This is a genomic window from Streptomyces sp. LMG1-1-1.1, assembly GCF_040815545.1.
Lineage (GTDB): Bacteria > Actinomycetota > Actinomycetes > Streptomycetales > Streptomycetaceae > Streptomyces.
Map to the genome: position 1 here is coordinate 85,978 of NZ_JBFPNH010000033.1, position 17,275 is coordinate 103,252.

18 protein-coding genes and 2 pseudogenes are annotated in these 17,275 nt (G+C 71.6%); 15 read left to right on the forward strand and 5 right to left on the reverse strand.

Annotated features, from left to right (window positions below; genetic code table 11):
* Positions 1-20: 20 nt before the first annotated feature.
* Complete coding sequence (locus MRBLMG1_RS20250; protein ID WP_367825495.1) at positions 21-1,058, reverse strand: MBL fold metallo-hydrolase; 1,038 nt, start codon at positions 1,056-1,058, stop codon at positions 21-23.
* A 443-nt stretch (positions 1,059-1,501) separates the two neighbouring features.
* Between MRBLMG1_RS20250 and MRBLMG1_RS20255 the strand changes: the two genes are divergently transcribed.
* The 11 genes and pseudogenes from MRBLMG1_RS20255 (at position 1,502) to MRBLMG1_RS20305 (ending at position 8,706) form a co-directional block, all read left to right on the forward strand.
* Positions 1,502-1,816: a PadR family transcriptional regulator gene (locus tag MRBLMG1_RS20255; RefSeq protein WP_366376070.1), complete on the forward strand. Its 315-nt coding sequence runs from the start codon at positions 1,502-1,504 to the stop codon at positions 1,814-1,816.
* A gap of 77 nt (positions 1,817-1,893) precedes the next feature.
* Positions 1,894-2,622 (forward strand): hypothetical protein, encoded by a 729-nt coding sequence (locus MRBLMG1_RS20260; protein ID WP_367825496.1) that lies wholly within the window; start codon positions 1,894-1,896, stop codon positions 2,620-2,622.
* A gap of 155 nt (positions 2,623-2,777) precedes the next feature.
* A pseudogene (locus MRBLMG1_RS20265) lies at positions 2,778-3,511 on the forward strand (ATP-binding protein); the annotation flags it as partial.
* A gap of 168 nt (positions 3,512-3,679) precedes the next feature.
* Positions 3,680-4,330, forward strand: a complete 651-nt coding sequence (locus MRBLMG1_RS20270; protein ID WP_367825497.1) for a hypothetical protein — start codon at positions 3,680-3,682, stop codon at positions 4,328-4,330.
* Positions 4,331-4,463: 133 nt separating this feature from the next.
* The gene (locus MRBLMG1_RS20275; protein ID WP_367825498.1) at positions 4,464-4,865 is read left to right on the forward strand and encodes a hypothetical protein; all 402 of its coding nucleotides are present in this window, start codon (positions 4,464-4,466) and stop codon (positions 4,863-4,865) included.
* Positions 4,866-5,002: 137 nt separating this feature from the next.
* Positions 5,003-5,224, forward strand: coding sequence for a helix-turn-helix domain-containing protein (locus tag MRBLMG1_RS20280; protein ID WP_362567987.1), 222 nt, complete (start codon positions 5,003-5,005; stop codon positions 5,222-5,224).
* Positions 5,225-5,306: 82 nt separating this feature from the next.
* Positions 5,307-5,447, forward strand: a pseudogene (locus tag MRBLMG1_RS20285) (site-specific integrase); the annotation flags it as partial.
* Positions 5,448-5,708: 261 nt separating this feature from the next.
* On the forward strand, positions 5,709-7,169 hold the full coding sequence (locus MRBLMG1_RS20290) for an aldehyde dehydrogenase (RefSeq protein WP_367825499.1): 1,461 nt from the start codon (positions 5,709-5,711) through the stop codon (positions 7,167-7,169).
* Positions 7,169-7,402: a ferredoxin gene (locus MRBLMG1_RS20295; RefSeq protein WP_367825500.1), complete on the forward strand. Its 234-nt coding sequence runs from the start codon at positions 7,169-7,171 to the stop codon at positions 7,400-7,402. Before MRBLMG1_RS20290 ends, MRBLMG1_RS20295 begins: the two co-directional genes overlap by 1 nt.
* 71 nt (positions 7,403-7,473) lie before the next feature.
* Positions 7,474-8,034 carry a hypothetical protein gene (locus MRBLMG1_RS20300; RefSeq protein WP_367825501.1) on the forward strand — a complete coding sequence of 187 codons (561 nt, stop codon included), beginning with the start codon at positions 7,474-7,476 and terminating at the stop codon, positions 8,032-8,034.
* 156 nt (positions 8,035-8,190) lie between these two features.
* Positions 8,191-8,706, forward strand: a complete 516-nt coding sequence (locus MRBLMG1_RS20305) for a hypothetical protein (RefSeq protein ID WP_367825502.1) — start codon at positions 8,191-8,193, stop codon at positions 8,704-8,706.
* Between the two features lie 56 nt (positions 8,707-8,762).
* Here the strand turns inward: MRBLMG1_RS20305 and MRBLMG1_RS20310 are convergent, their stop codons facing one another.
* On the reverse strand, positions 8,763-9,389 hold the full coding sequence (locus tag MRBLMG1_RS20310) for a TetR family transcriptional regulator (RefSeq protein ID WP_367825503.1): 627 nt from the start codon (positions 9,387-9,389) through the stop codon (positions 8,763-8,765).
* A 238-nt stretch (positions 9,390-9,627) separates the two neighbouring features.
* Between MRBLMG1_RS20310 and MRBLMG1_RS20315 the strand changes: the two genes are divergently transcribed.
* From MRBLMG1_RS20315 to MRBLMG1_RS20330, 4 genes are all read left to right on the forward strand, one after another.
* Entirely contained in the window at positions 9,628-10,947 is a 1,320-nt protein-coding gene (locus tag MRBLMG1_RS20315) for a glycosyltransferase family 4 protein (RefSeq protein ID WP_367825504.1), read from the forward strand.
* A gap of 130 nt (positions 10,948-11,077) precedes the next feature.
* Entirely contained in the window at positions 11,078-11,812 is a 735-nt protein-coding gene (locus MRBLMG1_RS20320; RefSeq protein WP_367825505.1) for a class I SAM-dependent methyltransferase, read from the forward strand.
* Positions 11,809-12,897 carry a prenyltransferase gene (locus tag MRBLMG1_RS20325; RefSeq protein ID WP_367825506.1) on the forward strand — a complete coding sequence of 363 codons (1,089 nt, stop codon included), beginning with the start codon at positions 11,809-11,811 and terminating at the stop codon, positions 12,895-12,897. Before MRBLMG1_RS20320 ends, MRBLMG1_RS20325 begins: the two co-directional genes overlap by 4 nt.
* Before the next feature lie 131 nt (positions 12,898-13,028).
* The gene (locus MRBLMG1_RS20330; protein ID WP_367825513.1) at positions 13,029-13,577 is read left to right on the forward strand and encodes a hypothetical protein; all 549 of its coding nucleotides are present in this window, start codon (positions 13,029-13,031) and stop codon (positions 13,575-13,577) included.
* 134 nt (positions 13,578-13,711) lie between these two features.
* On the opposite strand, the gene MRBLMG1_RS20335 is transcribed toward MRBLMG1_RS20330, so the two are convergent.
* From MRBLMG1_RS20335 to MRBLMG1_RS20345, 3 genes are all read right to left on the reverse strand, one after another.
* Complete coding sequence (locus MRBLMG1_RS20335; protein WP_367825507.1) at positions 13,712-14,722, reverse strand: LLM class F420-dependent oxidoreductase; 1,011 nt, start codon at positions 14,720-14,722, stop codon at positions 13,712-13,714.
* 114 nt (positions 14,723-14,836) lie between these two features.
* Positions 14,837-15,697: a DUF5336 domain-containing protein gene (locus MRBLMG1_RS20340; RefSeq protein ID WP_367825508.1), complete on the reverse strand. Its 861-nt coding sequence runs from the start codon at positions 15,695-15,697 to the stop codon at positions 14,837-14,839.
* A 108-nt stretch (positions 15,698-15,805) separates the two neighbouring features.
* Positions 15,806-16,723: an N-acetylmuramoyl-L-alanine amidase gene (locus tag MRBLMG1_RS20345; protein WP_367825509.1), complete on the reverse strand. Its 918-nt coding sequence runs from the start codon at positions 16,721-16,723 to the stop codon at positions 15,806-15,808.
* Positions 16,724-17,275: the final 552 nt, after the last annotated feature.

Consider the following 17,275-nt stretch of genomic DNA (forward strand, 5'->3'; position numbering starts at 1 on the left):
CTCACACCCCCGGTGACCGGCTACACCGCGATGTACGTCACCGGGTCCGTGCCCGCGACGGCCTCCGCGCGGCCGAGCTTCACGAGCCGGCGGACGTGGGCCTCGGCCTCGCTGACGGCGATGTTGCGGGAGCCGTGCGGGATCTGGTCCCAGGGGCGGTTCCACTCCATCCGTTCGGCGAGCTGCCAGGGGGTGAGCGGGGTGGCGAGGAGGTCGAGGAGGCCGGTGAGGCGTTCCTCGTGGTGGTCGAGGAGTTCGCGGACCCGGCCGGCGGCGTCGGCGAAGGCGTACTGGTGGGCGGGGAGGACCTCGGCGACGCCGAGGCGGCCGATGCGTTCGAGGGAGTCGAGGTAGTCGCCGAGGGGGTCGGTCCCGGTGGCGTCGTCGGGATCCTCGTACAGGCCGATGTGGGGGGAGATGCCGGGCAGCAGGTGGTCGCCGGAGAAGAGCCGGCCGTGGCCGGGCAGCCCGGCGGGGTGCTCCTCCTCCAGGTGGAGGCAGACGTGGCCGGGGGTGTGGCCGGGCGTCCAGACGGCGCGCAGCCGCCGGCCGGCCAGGTCGAGGAGCTCGCCGGGCACGATCTCGCGGTCGGGGAGGGCGGAGCGCAGGCCGGGCAGGGTCCGCGTCCGGCCGGAGGAGCGGGCGGACCGCAGCGGGGCGAGGTGGTCCTCGGGGGCGCCGACGGCGGCGAGTTTGCGGGCCAGGTAGTCGAGCCAGGTGCCGGGTTCGGCCTCGCGGGTGCGGCGGACGACGGCCGTGTCGGCGGCGTGCATGGCGATCCAGGCCCCGGACTCCTCGCGGACCCGGCCGGAGAGGCCGTGGTGGTCGGGGTGGTGGTGGGTGATGACGACGCCGTGGACGTCCCGGACGGAGACGCCGAGCGCGTCGAGCCCCCCGGTCAGTTCGGTCCAGGAGGCCGGGTCGTCCCAGCCGGTGTCGACGAGGACCGCGCCGCGGTCGGTGTCGAGGACGTGGACGAGGGTGTGGCCCAGCGGATTGTCCGGGATGGGCACCCGCAGTGACCAGACCCCTCCACCGTGCTCGGTCACCTGGGTCATGAGCGTCCTCGTCTCTGTGTACCGGTACGGCCATTGCCCACCATAACTAGAACTGACTATGCGTCAGAAGAGTCTGCGGTGTGGAGACTTTGCCCTGCCTGTGACCTGCGCTCCGGTCGTCATGGTTGGTCGTTGTTGGTCGACGCGGGCTCCCCTCGCACGGCCCAGAGACGGCCCGGCCCAGCGACGCCTGGCCAGGCGGCAGTCGTTGTCAGGTGGTTTGGCTGTTAGGGCTGCGATGCGACGTTGCTGCTGCGCTGCAACGACTCCGGAGGACGCGTGCAGCCAACGCGTTCCAGCAGGTCAGAAGCGCGAAACCCGGCTAGATGGCAATCTCCGTCCGCAGATAGGCCGCAGCTGGCGGAAGGACTGGCTAGCCGAGCCTGACGTCGGATGCTTGATTCCCCTGGTGTCTCGTACTCGACATATGCTCTACTGAGCGCATGTCAACTCCCAGGCTGACAAAGCCAACCATCGCCGTGCTGGAGGCACTACTCGCAGCCACCAGCGACAGCCCGGCTTGGGGGCTCAGCATCTGTCGCGATGCAGACCTTGGCTCCGGCACCGTCTATCCGATCCTTGATCGACTCTCCGAGTATGGGTGGATCGCCAGTCGCAGCGAGAGTGCCCCCCATCCGGGCCGCCCTCCGCGCCGCTACTACGAACTCACGGGACTGGGGCGGCGACAGGCGCAGGCAGCCCTGGAGAAGCGGGCGGTCCGGCGGGTCAGGCTCGGTCTGGCAGGGGGGACCGCATGAGGGTGAGAAGTCGCGTGTCTCCAAGGTCGCTTCAGCGGGCCGGATTGGGAGCGACTGATGGCCGGCCTGGCGGTCCGATGAAAATCAGTATCACTGCCGTTGCGGATGCTGACGTCGCAGCCATAGGGCGTGATGGCCGCTCCATCTTCTTCGATTCCATAAGGCGCCTTCGTGACGGAGCGTTTCAACACCTCAGCGTCATTCGTTCTGGCAGCTTCGGATCTCGGCGGCTTTTCGTCCTGCGCTGTGATAGGAATCTGCGCGCCGTATTCGTTTGTGACGATAGCGGGAATCTGTTGCTGCTGCGTGTCGTTGACCGTCGTGAACTGGTAAAGCTAACCCCCGATGATTTGATGATGTCGGTATCTGTGAGCCCCACTGCTCGACGGGTTACGAATATTGCTGCCCGCATCGCCGGTCGCCGAAGGGCTCACCTGAACGACGAATGGCATACCATTCTTCTCGGTGACCCGGAGCACGGAATCCACGTTTCATCTCAAAGGAAGTTTGTTCTCCTTTCGGGTTTCCTGCTAGCTGCTCTTCGGATGCGTGCGCACGATGCTCTTGGCGCACTCTGGCGTCCTGTCGATTGGCTTATTAGCACCGATCAGCGAGTCAACACCAGCATCGCCATGATCGTAGGTGGACAGGCGATCTACATCGTTGGTGACGGTGGATTTCAGGCTTTGATGACAGAGATCTGGGAGCCTTGCGGCATCCTGGGTGGAGGTCTGTATATCCTTGCTCGACACCTAAGGCGCCGCCGTGGTATCGAGCTCGCCACTCACGAGTCACCCAACGAATAGCTTGACCCACATAGAGTGAGACGGTGCAACGACGGGTCGCTCCATTCGCTGCACCTTCACCCCTCAAACTCCCATCCCGTCTGCCGTCGACCCACACACCGTGGAGCAGGCGCGGTGCCGGGTGTCCAGGTGGAGCGCGCCACTGTACGAACGACCTCGGCCCGGACCTCTCGGATCTGATGTGCTGCATCGTCACCGGTGCCGAGACCATCAAGCGGGCCCTGTTCACCGACGGCGACGTGGTGCGCTCTCGCTACCGCAAGCCGCTGCTGCTGACCGGCATCGACGTCGGCGTCATCCGCCCCGACCTCGCCGAACGCCTCCTCAGCTCCGTCTGGAACGCCCCCTCATCCGGCGCACCGAGGCGGAGCTGTGGGCGGAGTTCGAGGAGATCCTCCCGGTCATCCTCGGCTCGCTGCTCGACCTCACCGTCAAGGTCCGCGCCGCCCATCCGCAGATCCCGACCGACCTGCGGATGGCCGACTTCGCCCACCTGTGCGCGCAGCTCGACACGGCCACCGGCTTCGGAGCGCTGGACGCCTACCGGGCCAGCCTGGACGACCTGAACGACGACGTCATCGAGGGCGACGTGCTCGCGCAGACCGTCCTCGACTACGCCGCCGGCATCGACCCGGGCGCGGACGTGCGGATGACGTCGTCCGAGTGGCTGCACTGCCTCACCCAGCTCTACACGCGCGACGGCCTGCGGGTCGCGCCCAAGGGGTGGCCCACCACCGGCAAGGTCCTCTCCGACCGGCTCAAGCGTCTCCAGCCCGTCCTGGCCGCACGCGGCGTCGTCGTCGACTGGGGCCGCACGAGGAGCGCCCGGTACATCGAGATGACCCGCCCGCAGCCCCCCTCGCCCGGCGCGCAGCGCGGGATGTTCTAGACCGCGCCGCACGGGCCGCCGATGGCCGCCGAGCAGTGGCCCGACCCGTGGTTCGAGCGCTGGGAGCCCGCCGCGCCCGCCGACTGAGGGCTACGGGCCGTCAGAAGTCGTGCCCCATCGGCCGGATGTGGTCGAGGCGCTCTTGCGGACCGGTCCTACGCTGGAGGCATGGCGGCCGATCCCTTGTTGAGACAAGGCCCCGACTCGACGGATCTGGTCCTGCGCGCGGGGCCGACCGGGCGGGTGTGGAACGCGCTGATGTCGGTGGGGCCGGCGCTGTTCGTTCCGCTCGCCTTGGGTGTGCCGACCCTGGTCGTCGCCCTCTGGATGGCGCTGGCCGGGGCGCGGGCGTCGACCGTGTTCGTGGTGGTGGGGGTGATCGTCGGGCTGGAGTACCTGATCGGCTGGCCGGCGATGGCCTTTTCCCGGGCCCGGGACATCCTGCGGGTGGAGTTCGCGCCGGCCGGGGTGCCCGCGTCCCTGCGGTTGGTCCGGGCCGCCGGGCCGGACGTCTGGCTGCCCGTCACGACCCTGCGCGAGGTGTGGCTGACGCACAAGGTGGTGGAGCCGTACCAGGGGGACTGCAAGCCGGCCGTCTCCACGCTCGCGCTGGAACTCGTCCTAGAGGGCGCCCGGGAGCGGATCGAGCTCCCGTTCGGCGGCGACCCGCGGCGGCTCATCGACGCCTTGAAGGCTCTGCTCGGCCCGGCTGGGGTTGTGGTGCTGCTGCGCACCGAGCGCAGCACGCGCGAAAGGCCGCAGCCCAATTCCCGCTGGACCTCAGGTGGTTCGGCCTCGGCCAACTCGGGTGGCGGCTGACCCCGGGCTGCTGTGGCGCTCCCCGGCTGGGAGCGCCCGTCGATGCAACCGGCGGGTGGTGCGGGGCAGCCTGCCGCGACCCGGGCGCGTTGAGCCGCCGGGTCGACTATTGCGGGCGTTCGCCGGCTTCGGGGTGGCGGCACTGGACGGCTACGTTGGCGCCCTCCTGCTTGAGGATTCATCCCTGCGGCGCGCGGCTGTGGCAGCGATCAGCCGCTGGAACAGCGACGTGCCGACTGCCGCGCGACATGTCCTGCCACTGCTCAAGCAAAAGGAGCACGGCCCCGCCCCGGGGGGCGTGCTCCTCTTGTTCTTCGGCGGCCTCGCCGCCGCTGCAAGGGACGTGCCGCTCTGCGGCTCCCTCTTCACGCTCGAAGGCGCGCACAACAACAGACACCACCCTCTCTTTTTCCTAAGAGAGAAACGCTGCGTCACCTGTGTCACAGGCGGCCGGAAACGGCACCTGACCTGCCACTACGACGGTGACGCAGACGCCAAAGTCTGCGTCATTCCGCGTCACCTCCGTCATCCGTGACGGAGAGCCTGCGTCACCAGTGACCAGGCCGAAGACCCCTGCGTCACTGGAATCCGCAGGTCAGGCGGCCGAGTGACGCGATTGACGCGATGACGCAGAAATCCCGACCTCGGACACACGCGAGAGGACAGCCACCCATGGCATCCGCCGTGACCACCCTGCGAGCCGGACTCCCCGACCGCTACCTCACCCCCGACGACATCGCCGAACTGTTCGGCGTGCCCCTGGAGACCGTCTACCAGTGGCGCCGGAAGCGCACCGGGCCGCCCGGCTTCCGGGTCGGCAAGCACGTCCGGTACGACCCCGCCGCCGTCCAGAAGTGGACATGCGAGCGCATGGCAGCCGACCTGGCCGCCTGAGGCACAACCGATCGATCCAACTCCCGGGGCGCGGCCATGAGGCCGCGCCCCACGGCTTTCCCTGAGAGAGGCACAGCACCACATGGCAGGTCACATCCAGGACCGTTGGTTCAAGGTCGAGCAGGGCGCCAACGGCAAGGCCCGGCGGGTCAGGACCGACCGCTACGGGACGGGTATGCGCTACCGGGCCCGGTATGTCGGCCCCGACGGTACGGAGAAGTCGTTGAGGACGTACACGCACCTCATGCCGAGCAGTGAGAGCCGTACGCGGAAGGCCGTCGACGACGTCTATCAGGCGCGCGGTGAAGCACCCGACGGCCCACAGGCGGCCCAGGCGGCATGACGACGGCCCCCACCAGTGGCAAAGCTGCTGGTGGGGGCCGGTTTGGCCTCAAGTCTGGCCAAGTATAACTAGAACTGGTATCAGTTCTGAAGCGTCGTCAGAAACTCAGGGGCAATTCCATCTCCTCGGGAGGCAGCGGTCATGACCGAGCTTGTGGAGCACGGAAGGCTGTTCATCGGCGGGGAGTTGACCGAACCGCTCGGAACCGGCGTGATCGAGGTGATCTCGCCGCACACCGAGGAGGTCATCGGACGCGTCCCGCACGCCTCCGAGGCCGACGTCGACCGGGCCGTCGCCGCCGCGCGGCGGGCCTTCGACGAGGGGCCGTGGCCGCGGATGACGGTCGAGGAGCGGATCGCCGTCGTCACCCGCATCAAGGACGCCATCGCCGTCCGGTACGAGGAGATCGGCCGCGTCATCAGCGCGCAGAACGGCTCCCCGTACTCCTGGTCCGTCCTCGCCCAGGCGCTCGGCGCGATGATGGTCTGGGACGCGGCGATCACCGTCGCCCGCGACTTCCCGTACGAGGAACGGCGCGGCGGCGTCCTCGGGCCGCTGCTCGTCCGGCGCGAACCGGTCGGCGTCGTCGCGGCCGTCATCCCGTGGAACGTGCCGCAGTTCACCGCCGCGGCCAAGCTGGGGCCCGCGCTGCTCGCCGGCTGCACGGTGGTCCTCAAGCCGTCGCCCGAGGCGCCCCTCGACTCGTACATCCTCGCCGAGATCGCCGCCGAGGCCGGGCTGCCCGAGGGCGTCCTCAGCATCCTGCCCGCCGACCGCGAGGTCAGCGAGTACCTCGTCGGCCACCCCGGGGTCGACAAGGTCTCCTTCACCGGCTCGGTCGCCGCGGGGCGCCGGGTCATGGAGGTCGCCTCGCGCAACCTCACCCGCGTCACCCTCGAACTCGGCGGGAAGTCGGCCGCCGTGATCCTGCCCGACGCGGACACGGAGACCGCCGTCGCCGGGATCGTCCCGGCCGCCTGGATGAACAACGGCCAGGCGTGCGTCGCCCAGACCCGCATCCTCGCCCCGCGCTCGCGGTACGAGGAGATCTCCGAGGCCTTCGCCGCGGCGGCCGGCGCGCTCGTCGTCGGCGACCCGCTCGACCCGGCCACCCAGGTCGGCCCGCTGGTCGCCCGGCGCCAGCAGCAGCGCTCCCTCGACTACATCGGCATCGGCCAGCAGGAGGGCGCCAAGATCCTCGCGGGCGGCGGGCGGCCCGCCGGGCTCGAACGCGGCTGGTACGTCGAACCGACCCTCTTCGGCGGCGTCGACAACTCCATGCGGATCGCCCGCGAGGAGATCTTCGGACCGGTCATCTGCCTCCTGCCCTACGAGGACGAGGCCGACGCCCTCCGCATCGCCAACGACTCCGACTTCGGGCTCAGCGGCAGCGTCTGGACCGGCGACGTGGAGCACGGCATCGACTTCGGCCGCCGGGTCCGCACCGGCACCTTCAACGTCAACACCTTCAGCCTCGACATGCTCGGCCCCTTCGGCGGCTACAAGAACTCCGGCCTCGGCCGGGAGTTCGGCCCCGAGGGCTTCGGCGAGTACCTGGAGCACAAGATGATCCACCTCCCCGCCGGGTACGGGGACGCGTGATGGGCGACCGCTGGCGCGTCGAGGTCGACCGCAGCGTCTGCATCGGCTCCGGCATGTGCGTCAACCACGCCCCGGACGGCTTCCGCCTCGACACCGCCCGCCAGTCCCATCCGGTCGAGCCCGAGGCGGACGCGGGCGAACGCGTCCTCGCGGCCGCCGAGGGCTGCCCGGTGGAAGCCATCCTCATCACCCTCGCCGACGGCGGCGAGCCGGTCTATCCCCCGGAGGAGTAGCCGCCCGCGTCCATGGCACACTGCTCCCTCGATCACGGGGCCTCCAGCCCCGTGACCTGGGAGGGACGACTGTGTACGGGAAGAGGGGGGCCGCTGTCGCGGCCCTGGCCATGACGGTGGCGATCGGTGTCACGGGGTGCGGCGCGCAAGAGGCCGGGGCCGGGGGCTTCGGGCGGGAGGCGGCGCAGGCCGAGATTCGTGCGGCCGTGGCCGGGGCGGGGCTGCCGAAGTCCGAGCTGCCGGAGCCGGGGCAGGTGACGGCCACGGCGACGCCGGCGGACGAGCGGGAGCGGATCGCCCAGCGGGCCGCCGCATGCTCGGCGGCCTGGCAGTACGTCGGCCCCGTCGCCGACGGGTCGCGCGGTGGCTTCGACGAGGCGGTCGCCGCCCTGGCGGGGGAGCGGTGGAGCCAGTCGCAGCGCCAGGTGGAGAAGTTGGACGACAAGGGCGGCACCATGGTCGCGGTCACGCTCAAGAAGCAGGGCTGGACGCTGTACGCCCGTCACCAGAGCACGCGGCAGGGACTGAGCATGGACTTGATCTCCTTCCAGGCCTCGGAGGACTCGTGCATGGCGCGGTTCACGGCGAAGGAACTGGACACCCTGTTCGGGGAGGACCGCGAACGGCCCTGACGAAAGGGGTCGTTGCGCCCGGCTGTCGTTTCCACGTGCAAAACTGTGCCCTTGTCAACGGGGGCAAGAGGCCTTCGTGCGTGCGTATTCGGGAGTGTTGTGCGCAAGGCGATGGGGGTACCCCCTGTTCGAGCGAAGTCGAGAACTTGGGGGAGGGTGGCCGCGGCCGCCGGTGTGGTGCTGCTGGTCGCGGGTTGCGGGAGCGGGGGCGGCTCGGACAAGGGCGGTTCGTCCTCGGCCGGATCGTCCGTGACGGGCGGCTCGGGCGGCTCGGGTGGCTCGGACGACGCCAAGCTGGACGGGGCGGCGGTCACCAAGGAGCTGACGGACGCGGCGACGGGGGCCGGCTTCACGCAGGACGCCTCGGGCGAGCAGATCCCGGCCGAGGCCAAGAACTGCATGGTCAGCTGGACGGCCGACGCCGAGAAGGCGGCGGACCCGGCGAAGTCCTACACGGACACCGTCGCGACCCTGACCAAGGGCGGCTGGAGCGAGGAGCGCAGCTCCGGCGCGGGCGGCTCTGTGATCAAGTCGCTGAAGAAGAGCAGCTGGCAGCTCCAGGCCAGCAACCACTCGGCGGGCCCGCTGAAGCTCGTGATGTTCGTGGCCGTCGACGGCAGCCCGGAGTGCGCCGCGGTCATCGCCGCGAGCAACGCCAAGCCCCAGGGCTGAGCCGGCGCCGCCCGCACCCCCGGCGGCCGGACCGCAGGGGGCGCGGGCGGGACCCGTCAGGAGGTCCCGGGCTCCGGGGCCGTGAGGTCGATCAGCCGGCAGACCGTCTCGATGTCGATCTTCACCTGGGCGATCGAGGCGCGCCCGGACAGCCAGGTGATCAGCGCCGAGTGCCAGGTGTGCTCGATCACCCGGACCGCGGAGAGCTGCGACGGAGTGGGGTGATCGGTCCCCATCGCGTCCAGGATGATCGCGGTCGTCAGCCGCGAGACCGTGTCGACCTCGGGGCTCACGCTGCGGTCCGCGAACGTCAGCGCCCGCACCATCGCGTCGGCCAGCTGGGGTTCCCGCTGGAGCGCGCGGAACGCCCGCATCAGGGTCTCGGCGACCCGCTCGGCCGGCACGGCGCCGGCGGGCGGCCGCTTCCGCAGGGTGGTGTGCATGTGCTGGAGCTGGTCCTGCATGGTCGCGACCAGCAGGTGGATCTTGGAGGGGAAGTAGCGGTACAGCGTCCCCAGGGCCACCCCGGCCGCCTCGGCGACCTCCCGCATCTGCACGGCGTCGAAGCCGCCCCGCGCCGCGAGGTGGGCGCTGGCGTTCAGGATGCGGCGGCGCCGCGCCTCCTGGCGCTCCGTGAGGGGCGGCGACGCGGGTCTGTGGTCCGCTCTGCTCTCTGCGGTCATGAGGTCCCGTTCCGTGCGGTGGGGAGCGACAGTAGCGGTGCCGCCGCCGTGGCGCGAATCACCTGTTCCGGCTCTCACCGCGGAGCTACCTGCCGGTAGATTCTGTCCTCCTCGGAGGATCAAGAAGGCCGGGCGGGCAGACGGGCGAGAAGATCCCGAACGATCAAGTCTGTAACTTGTTCTAGATTAGCGCGAGCGGTTACGCTCCGGCGAAACGCACGCTCGAAGGGGGTCGCGCATGACCGCTGAGGCCATAGAGGCAGGCCCCCGACAGGGCGTCACCGCGACCGGTGACGGACCGTTGCGGATCGCTCTCCTCACGTACAAGGGGAACCCGTTCTGCGGCGGGCAGGGCGTCTACGTCCGGCACCTCTCCCGCGAACTCGCCCGCCTCGGACACACCGTCGAGGTCATCGGCTCCCAGCCGTACCCCACCCTCGACGAAGGCGTGCCGCTCACCGAGATCGCGAGCCTCGACCTCTACCGCTCGCCGGACCCCTTCCGCACCCCGAAGCGCGAGGAGTACCGGGACTGGATCGACGGACTCGAAGTCGCCACCATGTGGACCGGCGGCTTCCCCGAGCCCCTCACCTTCTCCCTGCGCGCCCGGCGCATGCTCGCCGCCCGGCGCGGCGACTTCGACGTCGTCCACGACAACCAGACCCTCGGATACGGGCTCCTCGGCGGCGCCCGCGCCCTCGGCGCACCGCTCGTCGCCACGATCCACCACCCCATCACCGTCGACCGGCAGCTCGACCTCGACGCCGCCGCCGACTGGAAGCGCCGCGCCTCCGTCCGCCGCTGGTACGGCTTCACCCGCATGCAGAAGCGCGTCGCCCGCCGCATGGAGTCCGTGCTCACCGTCTCCGGCACCTCCCGCCAGGAGATCGTCGACCACCTCGGCGTCCGCGAGGACCGCATCCAGGTCGTCCACATCGGCGCCGACACGACCCTCTGGTCCCCGGACCCGGCCGTCGCCGAGGTCCCCGGCCGGATCGTCACCACCTCAAGCGCCGACGTCCCCCTCAAGGGCCTCGTCCACCTCATCGAGGCGCTCGCCAAGCTCCGCACCGAGAACCCCGACGCCCACCTCGTCGTCGTCGGCAAGCGCGCCGAGCGGGGGCCCGTCGCCGCGGCCATCGAGCGGTACGGGCTCGAAGGCGCCGTCGAGTTCGTCAAGGGCATCAGCGACGCCGAACTCGTCGACCTGGTGCGCTCGGCGCAGGTGTCCTGCGTCCCCTCGCTGTACGAGGGGTTCTCGCTGCCGGCGGCGGAGGCCATGGCCACCGGGACGGCGCTCGTCGCGACGACGGGCGGCGCGATCCCCGAGGTCGCCGGACCCGACGGCGAGACCTGTCTGGCCGTGCCGCCGGGCGACGCGGGGGCGCTGGCCGCCGCACTGGGGCGGGTGCTGGGGGACGCGGAGCTCCGGGCGAGGCTCGGCGCCGCCGGCCGCGAGCGGGTGCTGTCCCGGTTCACCTGGGCGCGTGCGGCGCAGGGCACCGCCGAGCTGTACCGGGAGGCCGTCGCCCGCCAGGGTGCCGGAGTCCGCCCGTGACGCGTCGCACCGTTCGCCGGGTGCGGCCCCGCGGGTGGGCCGTGCCCACCTGTTCCGCCTCGCGGAACGCCCGCCCCCGACGGGCCGACGGCTGCCCACACACCCCTTCCAACCCCGAAAGCAGGACCCCGTGCTGACCGTCGACTTCACCCGCTTCCCGCTCGCCCCCGGCGATCGTGTGCTCGACCTGGGCTGCGGTGCGGGCAGGCACGCCTTCGAGTGCTACCGGCGCGGCGCGCAGGTCGTGGCCCTCGACCAGAACGGCGAGGAGATCCGCGAGGTCGCCAAGTGGTTCGCTGCGATGAAGGAGGCCGGGGAGGCCCCCGCCGGCGCGACCGCGACGGCCATGGAGGGCGACGCGCTCAACCTGCCGTTCCCCGACGAGTCCTTCGACGTCGTGATCATCTCCGAGGTCATGGAGCACATCCCGGACGACAAGGGCGTGCTCGCCGAGATGGTCCGGGTCCTCAAGCCGGGCGGCCGGATCGCGATCACCGTGCCGCGGTACGGCCCCGAGAAGGTCTGCTGGGCGCTCTCCGACGCGTACCACGAGGTCGAGGGCGGCCACATCCGCATCTACAAGGCGGACGAGCTCCTCGGCAAGATCCGGCAGGCCGGGCTCCGGCCGTACGGCACCCACCACGCGCACGCGCTGCACTCGCCGTACTGGTGGCTGAAGTGCGCCTTCGGCGTCGACAACGACAAGGCGCTGCCGGTCCGCGCGTACCACAAGCTGCTGGTCTGGGACATCATGAAGAAGCCCGCACTGACCCGGGTCGCCGAGCAGCTGCTCAACCCGGTCGTCGGCAAGAGCTTCGTGGCGTACGCGACCAAGCCGCACCTCCCGAAGGCCGACGCCAAGTGACGAGCCCCGAGCGGATCGCGGAGCACCTCGTCCTGCCCGGGGTGCTCACCGCCGAGCAGGCCGCCGAGACCGTCGCCGGGATACTCGCCGGGCAGCGCGAGGACGGCGCCATCCCGTGGTTCCGCGGCCACCACCTCGACCCGTGGGACCACACCGAGGCCGCCATGGCCCTGGACACGGCCGGCGAGCACGCCGCCGCCGCCCGCGCCTACGAGTGGCTCGCCCGGCACCAGAACGGCGACGGCTCCTGGTACGCGGCCTACCACGACGGGGAGGCGGACCGGGTCACCGACCGGAGCCGTGAGTCCAACTTCGTCGCGTACATAGCGGTCGGCGTCTGGCACCACTACCTGTCCACCGGCGACGACGCCTTCCTCGACCGGATGTGGCCCGTCGTCTACGCGGCCGTCGAGTTCGTCCTCGGGCTCCAGCAGCCCGGCGGCCAGATCGGCTGGAAGCGCGAGCCCGACGGCGAGCCGGTGAACGACGCGCTGCTCACCGGCAGTTCGTCGATCCACCAGGCCCTCCGCTGCGCCCTCGCCATCGCCGAGGCCCGCGAGGAGGCGCAGCCCGACTGGGAGCTGGCGGCCGGGGCGCTCGGCCACGCGATCCGCCGGCACCCCGAGCGCTTCCTGGACAAGTCGCGCTACTCGATGGACTGGTACTACCCGGTCCTCGGCGGCGCGATCACCGGGCCCCAGGCGCAGGCCCGCATCGACGCCGACTGGGAGACGTTCGTCGTGCCCGGCCTCGGCGTGCGGTGCGTCGTGCCCAACCCGTGGGTCACGGGCGGCGAGTCCTGCGAGCTCGCCCTCACGCTCTGGGCGATGGGCGAGTCCGACCGGGCCCTCGCGGTCCTCCAGGACATCGGCCACCTGCGGGCCGAGAACGGCATGTACTGGACGGGGTACGTCTTCGAGGGCGACACGGAGGCCGACAAGGCCTTCTGGCCCGAGGAGCAGACCAGCTGGACCGCCGGCTCCCTGCTGCTCGCGGTCGCCGCACTCGGCGGCGAGGAGGCCACGGTCGCCGTCTTCGGCGGCGAACGCCTCCCCACGGGCCTCGAACCGGACTGCTGCCTCTGACGGAACCCCCTGGTCCGGGACCGCCGCCCCTTCGGAGCCACCGCCCCGTTCGGAGCCACCCGGGTGGCGGCCCGGCGGGGGCCGGGCGAGGCTGGCGCCACAGTCCCCAGGGAGGTCCCGCCGTGTCCGTCGTGCCCAGAACCGTCTCGCGTGGCGTCGTGGCGCTGCTGCTGTCCTGCACCCTGCTCCTGACGACCGCCGCGTGCGGCGGCGACGACGAGGCCCAGAGCGTGGGCGCCGCCGTGACCCCGACGAGCACGAGCACCTTCGAGCAGCAGAAGCTGGCCAAGACCCGGTTCGTGGCCAACGCGGGCCTGGCGGCGGGCGCCGCGTACCAGTGGATCGTGAAGCCGTACCGCGCGGGCAAGTTCACCAAGGGCGCCGACGGCCGGACGCTCGCGCTGGTGAAGGCGGGCCTCGCGGGCGCGTTCACGTACAACAGGCTCAAGGCGGCGGTGAACAACGCGAAGGGCGACCCGCTGCTCTCCAGGGCGGTCGCGCCGCTCTCGGCCGGCATCGAGTCCCTGAAGGACCTCGGGACCAAGCTCCGCAAGGGTGAGGCGGGTGCCGCGGACGTCGGCGCCTTCGAGAGCGTCATCAACAGCGTCAAGGACGCGGGCAAGAGCGCCGGCGCCGAGGTCGTCGAGAAGGTGCCCAGCGCCTCGCAGCTGGGCGGGTAGTCGGACGCGTCGAGCCCGACGTGTCGAGCTCCGCCTGTCGAGCTCCGCCTGTCGAGCTCCGTCTGTCGAGCTCTGCTCAGTGAGCTCCGAGCTCTACGTGTCGAGCCCTACGTGTCGAGCCCTATGTGTCGCCTCTACGTGTTGAGCTCGGCGAGGACGCGGAGCGTGGCGGGGTCCGGTGACGTGACGAGGAGGTCCGTCACCGGGCCCCGGCGCCATGCGGCGAGCCGTTCGGCGATCCGCGCGCGCGGGCCGACGAGGGAGATCTCGTCCGCGAAGGCGTCCGGCACGGCGAGCACCGCCTCCTCGCGCCGCCCGGCCGCGAACAGCTCCTGGATCCGCCCGGCCTCCTTTCCGTACCCCATCCGCCCCATCAGGTCGGCGTGGAAGTTGCGGGCCGCGTGTCCCATGCCGCCGATGTAGAAGCCGAGCATCGCCTTGACCGGCAGCAGGCCGGCCGCCACGTCGTCGCAGAGCTGCGCCCGGACCATCGGGGCCACCAGGAAGCCCTCCGGCAGGTCCTCGGGGAGCGCGTACACCTCGGCCCAGCGGTCCGGCGTCCAGTAGAGGGGCAGCCAGCCGTCCGCGATGGCGAGGGTCTGCGCGACGTTCCTGGGTCCCTCGGCGCCGAGCAGGACGGGCACGTCGGCCCGCAGCGGGTGGGTGATCGGCTTGAGGGCCTTGCCGAGGCCGGTGCCGTCCTCGCCGGAGTACGGGTGGGAGTGGTGCCGCCCGTCGAGCCGGACCGGGCCCTCGCGCCGCAGGACCTGCCGGACCACGTCCACGTACTCGCGGGTCGCGGTCAGCGGGGAGCGGGGGAATGGGCGGCCGTACCAGCCCTCGACGACCTGCGGCCCGGACAGGCCGAGTCCGAGGAGCAGGCGCCCGCCGGAGAGGTGGTCGAGCGTGAGCGCGTGCATCGCGGTCGTCGTCGGGGCGCGCGCGGCCATCTGCGCGACGGCCGTGCCCAGCCTGATCCGGCTGGTGTGCGCGGCGATCCAGGTCAGCGCCGTGAAGGCGTCCGAGCCCCAGGCCTCCGCCGTCCACACCGAGTCGTAGCCGAGCCGCTCGGCCTCGCGGGCGAGGTCGAGGTGGGCCGGCGAGGGGCCGCGGCCCCAGTAGCCGAGGGCGAGTCCGAGTCGCATGCCCCGCAACCTTTCTGACGATCCATCAGATGGTGCGGGCACTGTACGGCAACGGCCCCCCGCCCGGAAGGGATTCCGGACGGGGGGCCGTCGCCTGCGGGATGTGCGCGGGACCTAGCCGCGCTGGATGCCCGTGGTGTCCTGGAGGACGCCGCGGCGGCCGTCCTGCGTCTGGGCCACCAGGGCCGGGCCGCGCTGCTCGACCGCCAGGTACCAGGTGCCGGGCGCCAGTTCGGCGATCGGCGCCTGCGAGCCGTCCTCCGCGTACAGCGGACGGGCGACCGGGACGGCGAACCAGAACGGCGCGAAGTCCGCGGCGGGCGCCGCCGGCTGCGGAGCCTGGGCCTGCGGCTCCGGCTGCTGCGGGGCCTGCGGCTGCGGGGCGGCGGCCTGCGCGCCGAACGGCTGGCCCGCACCCTGCGACGGGTCCTGCGGTCCGCCGTACTGCGGGTGCTGCGCGCCGGGGTAGCCGTAGCCGCCGGGAACGCCCGGCTGACCCTGCTGGCCCGGCTGCATGCCGTACGGCTGCGGGGCCTGCGGGCTCGGCGCACCGACCAGCGGGGCCTTCAGCGCGGGCACCAGCGGGCCGGCCACCGCGGCACCGGCCGCGACCAGGGAGGCGATCAGGCCGAGGATCAGGCCCGCGCCGGCGTTCGTCGACTCGAAGACCCACATCAGCAGGGTCCACGCGGAGGCGACGGTGAACGCGGCACCGACCTGGTTCAGCTCCAGGCCGACGATCTTGCGCTGCTGCGGCAGGCCGTGGGAGACGACCACGAGGGCGACGCCGGCGATGCCGAGGAAGAAGGAGCCCCAGCCGAGCGGCGACACCTCCCAGGAGTTCGGGGAGTCGATCTGGTCGCAGATGGACGCCGGGCCGTCACAGCTGGCGTAGCCGAGGAACGAGGCGATGAACAGCACCACCGCTGCACCGATCAGCACGCCATCGCCTCGGGTGAGGGAGCGGATATTCACGTAAGAGTCCTTCGTCGTTCGTCGGTCGTCGCGTCGGGGGGTGGCACTCGGGGCCTCGCGGCACGGGGGCGGCCCCATCGTACGGAGCGAATCTATCGCTCGCCGGTTCTACCCCTTGAGGTAGGTCGCGATGCCGTCCGAGATGCCCTGTGCCGCCTTCTGCCGCCACGTCGACGACGTGAGCAGCTGCGCATCCTTCGGATCACGCATATTGCCGCATTCGACGAAGACCTTGGGCACGGTTGACAGATTGAGCCCGCCCAGATCGTCGCGCACGTCCAACCCCGTACCGCCGGCGAGGTAGTTGGCGGGGGACGTTCCGGTCGCGCGGGCGAACCGGTCGACGATCCGCTCGCCGAGCGCGCGCGACGGCGCCACGATCGGCGCGGTGTCCGCCGCGCCGCCGCGCACCCGTGCGGGAAGGATCACATGGAAGCCGCGGTGGCCGGCCGCCGAACCGTCCGCGTGGACGGAGACCACGGCGTCGGCGCGGGCGGCGTTGCCGATACGGGCCCGCTCGTCGATGCACGGACCCCACGGGCGGTCGGCGTCGTGGGTGAGCACCACCTTCGCGCCGCGCGCGGCGAGCAGGTCCCGCAGCCGGTGGGAGACGTCGAGCGTGAACGACGCCTCCGTGTACCCCGCGTCGGTGGACGTGCCGGTGGTGTCGCACTCCTTGCGGGTCGTCCCGATGTTCACCTTCTGGTTGATTTCCGTTGAATGGCGGAAATTGCCGGAGTTGTGACCGGGATCGATGACGACGGTCCGGCCGGCCAGGGACCCGCTGCCCTGGGACGCCGGCGCGGGGGAAGGTGAACCGGTCGGGGTCGGCGCGGAGGCCAGCGGGGGGCGGGACTGAGTGCCCTGGGCCTCCCGGGTCTCCTGGGCCTCCTGAGCCTCCCGGGCCTTTCCGGCGGGCGGCGCGGCCTGCGAGGCCGCGCATCCGGCGAGCACGGCGCAGCAGCCCGTGGCGGCGAGCGCGAGGGCGAGGGAACGGCGGGCGGTGTTCCGGTGGTCGTACGGCACCCAGCGACTCTAGGCCCTGGGCGGCGCGAATTCCCGCAGGGCGAAGGTCGCAGGTTTGTCACCGCTTCCCGGAACGGCGGACGCGTGTGCGGAGAAGGTGAAGGGTAGGTGGGAAGAGCGACGGTGGGGTGTCACCGCGCATGGACCACGAGGGGGAACCGTGGTGGGGGAAGAGCCGAACGACGCACGTCCCGAACCGTCCGACCGCATTCCGAACGACAGAACCCTGGACCCGGCAGACCCGCGAACTCCGGCACCGGCCGCGCCGCCTGCCCCCGAGGGGTCTCCACGAGCCGCCGAGCCGCCGTGGACGGCTCCGAACCTGACGAAGCCCACGAACCCGGCTCCGGCCTCGGCCGCCCCGGAGACCCCGGCTCCGGCCCCGGCCGCCCCGGAGACCCCGGCACCGGCCCCGGCCGCTCCGGAGCCCCTGGCATCGGCCCCCGCCACGGCTCCGGCCGCTCCCGGGACGCCCACGCTGGCTTTCGGTGCGCCGTCCGGCGCGGCGCCCGGCGGCGGGGGCGACGTCCCGCCCGGTCACGGCGAGGGGGC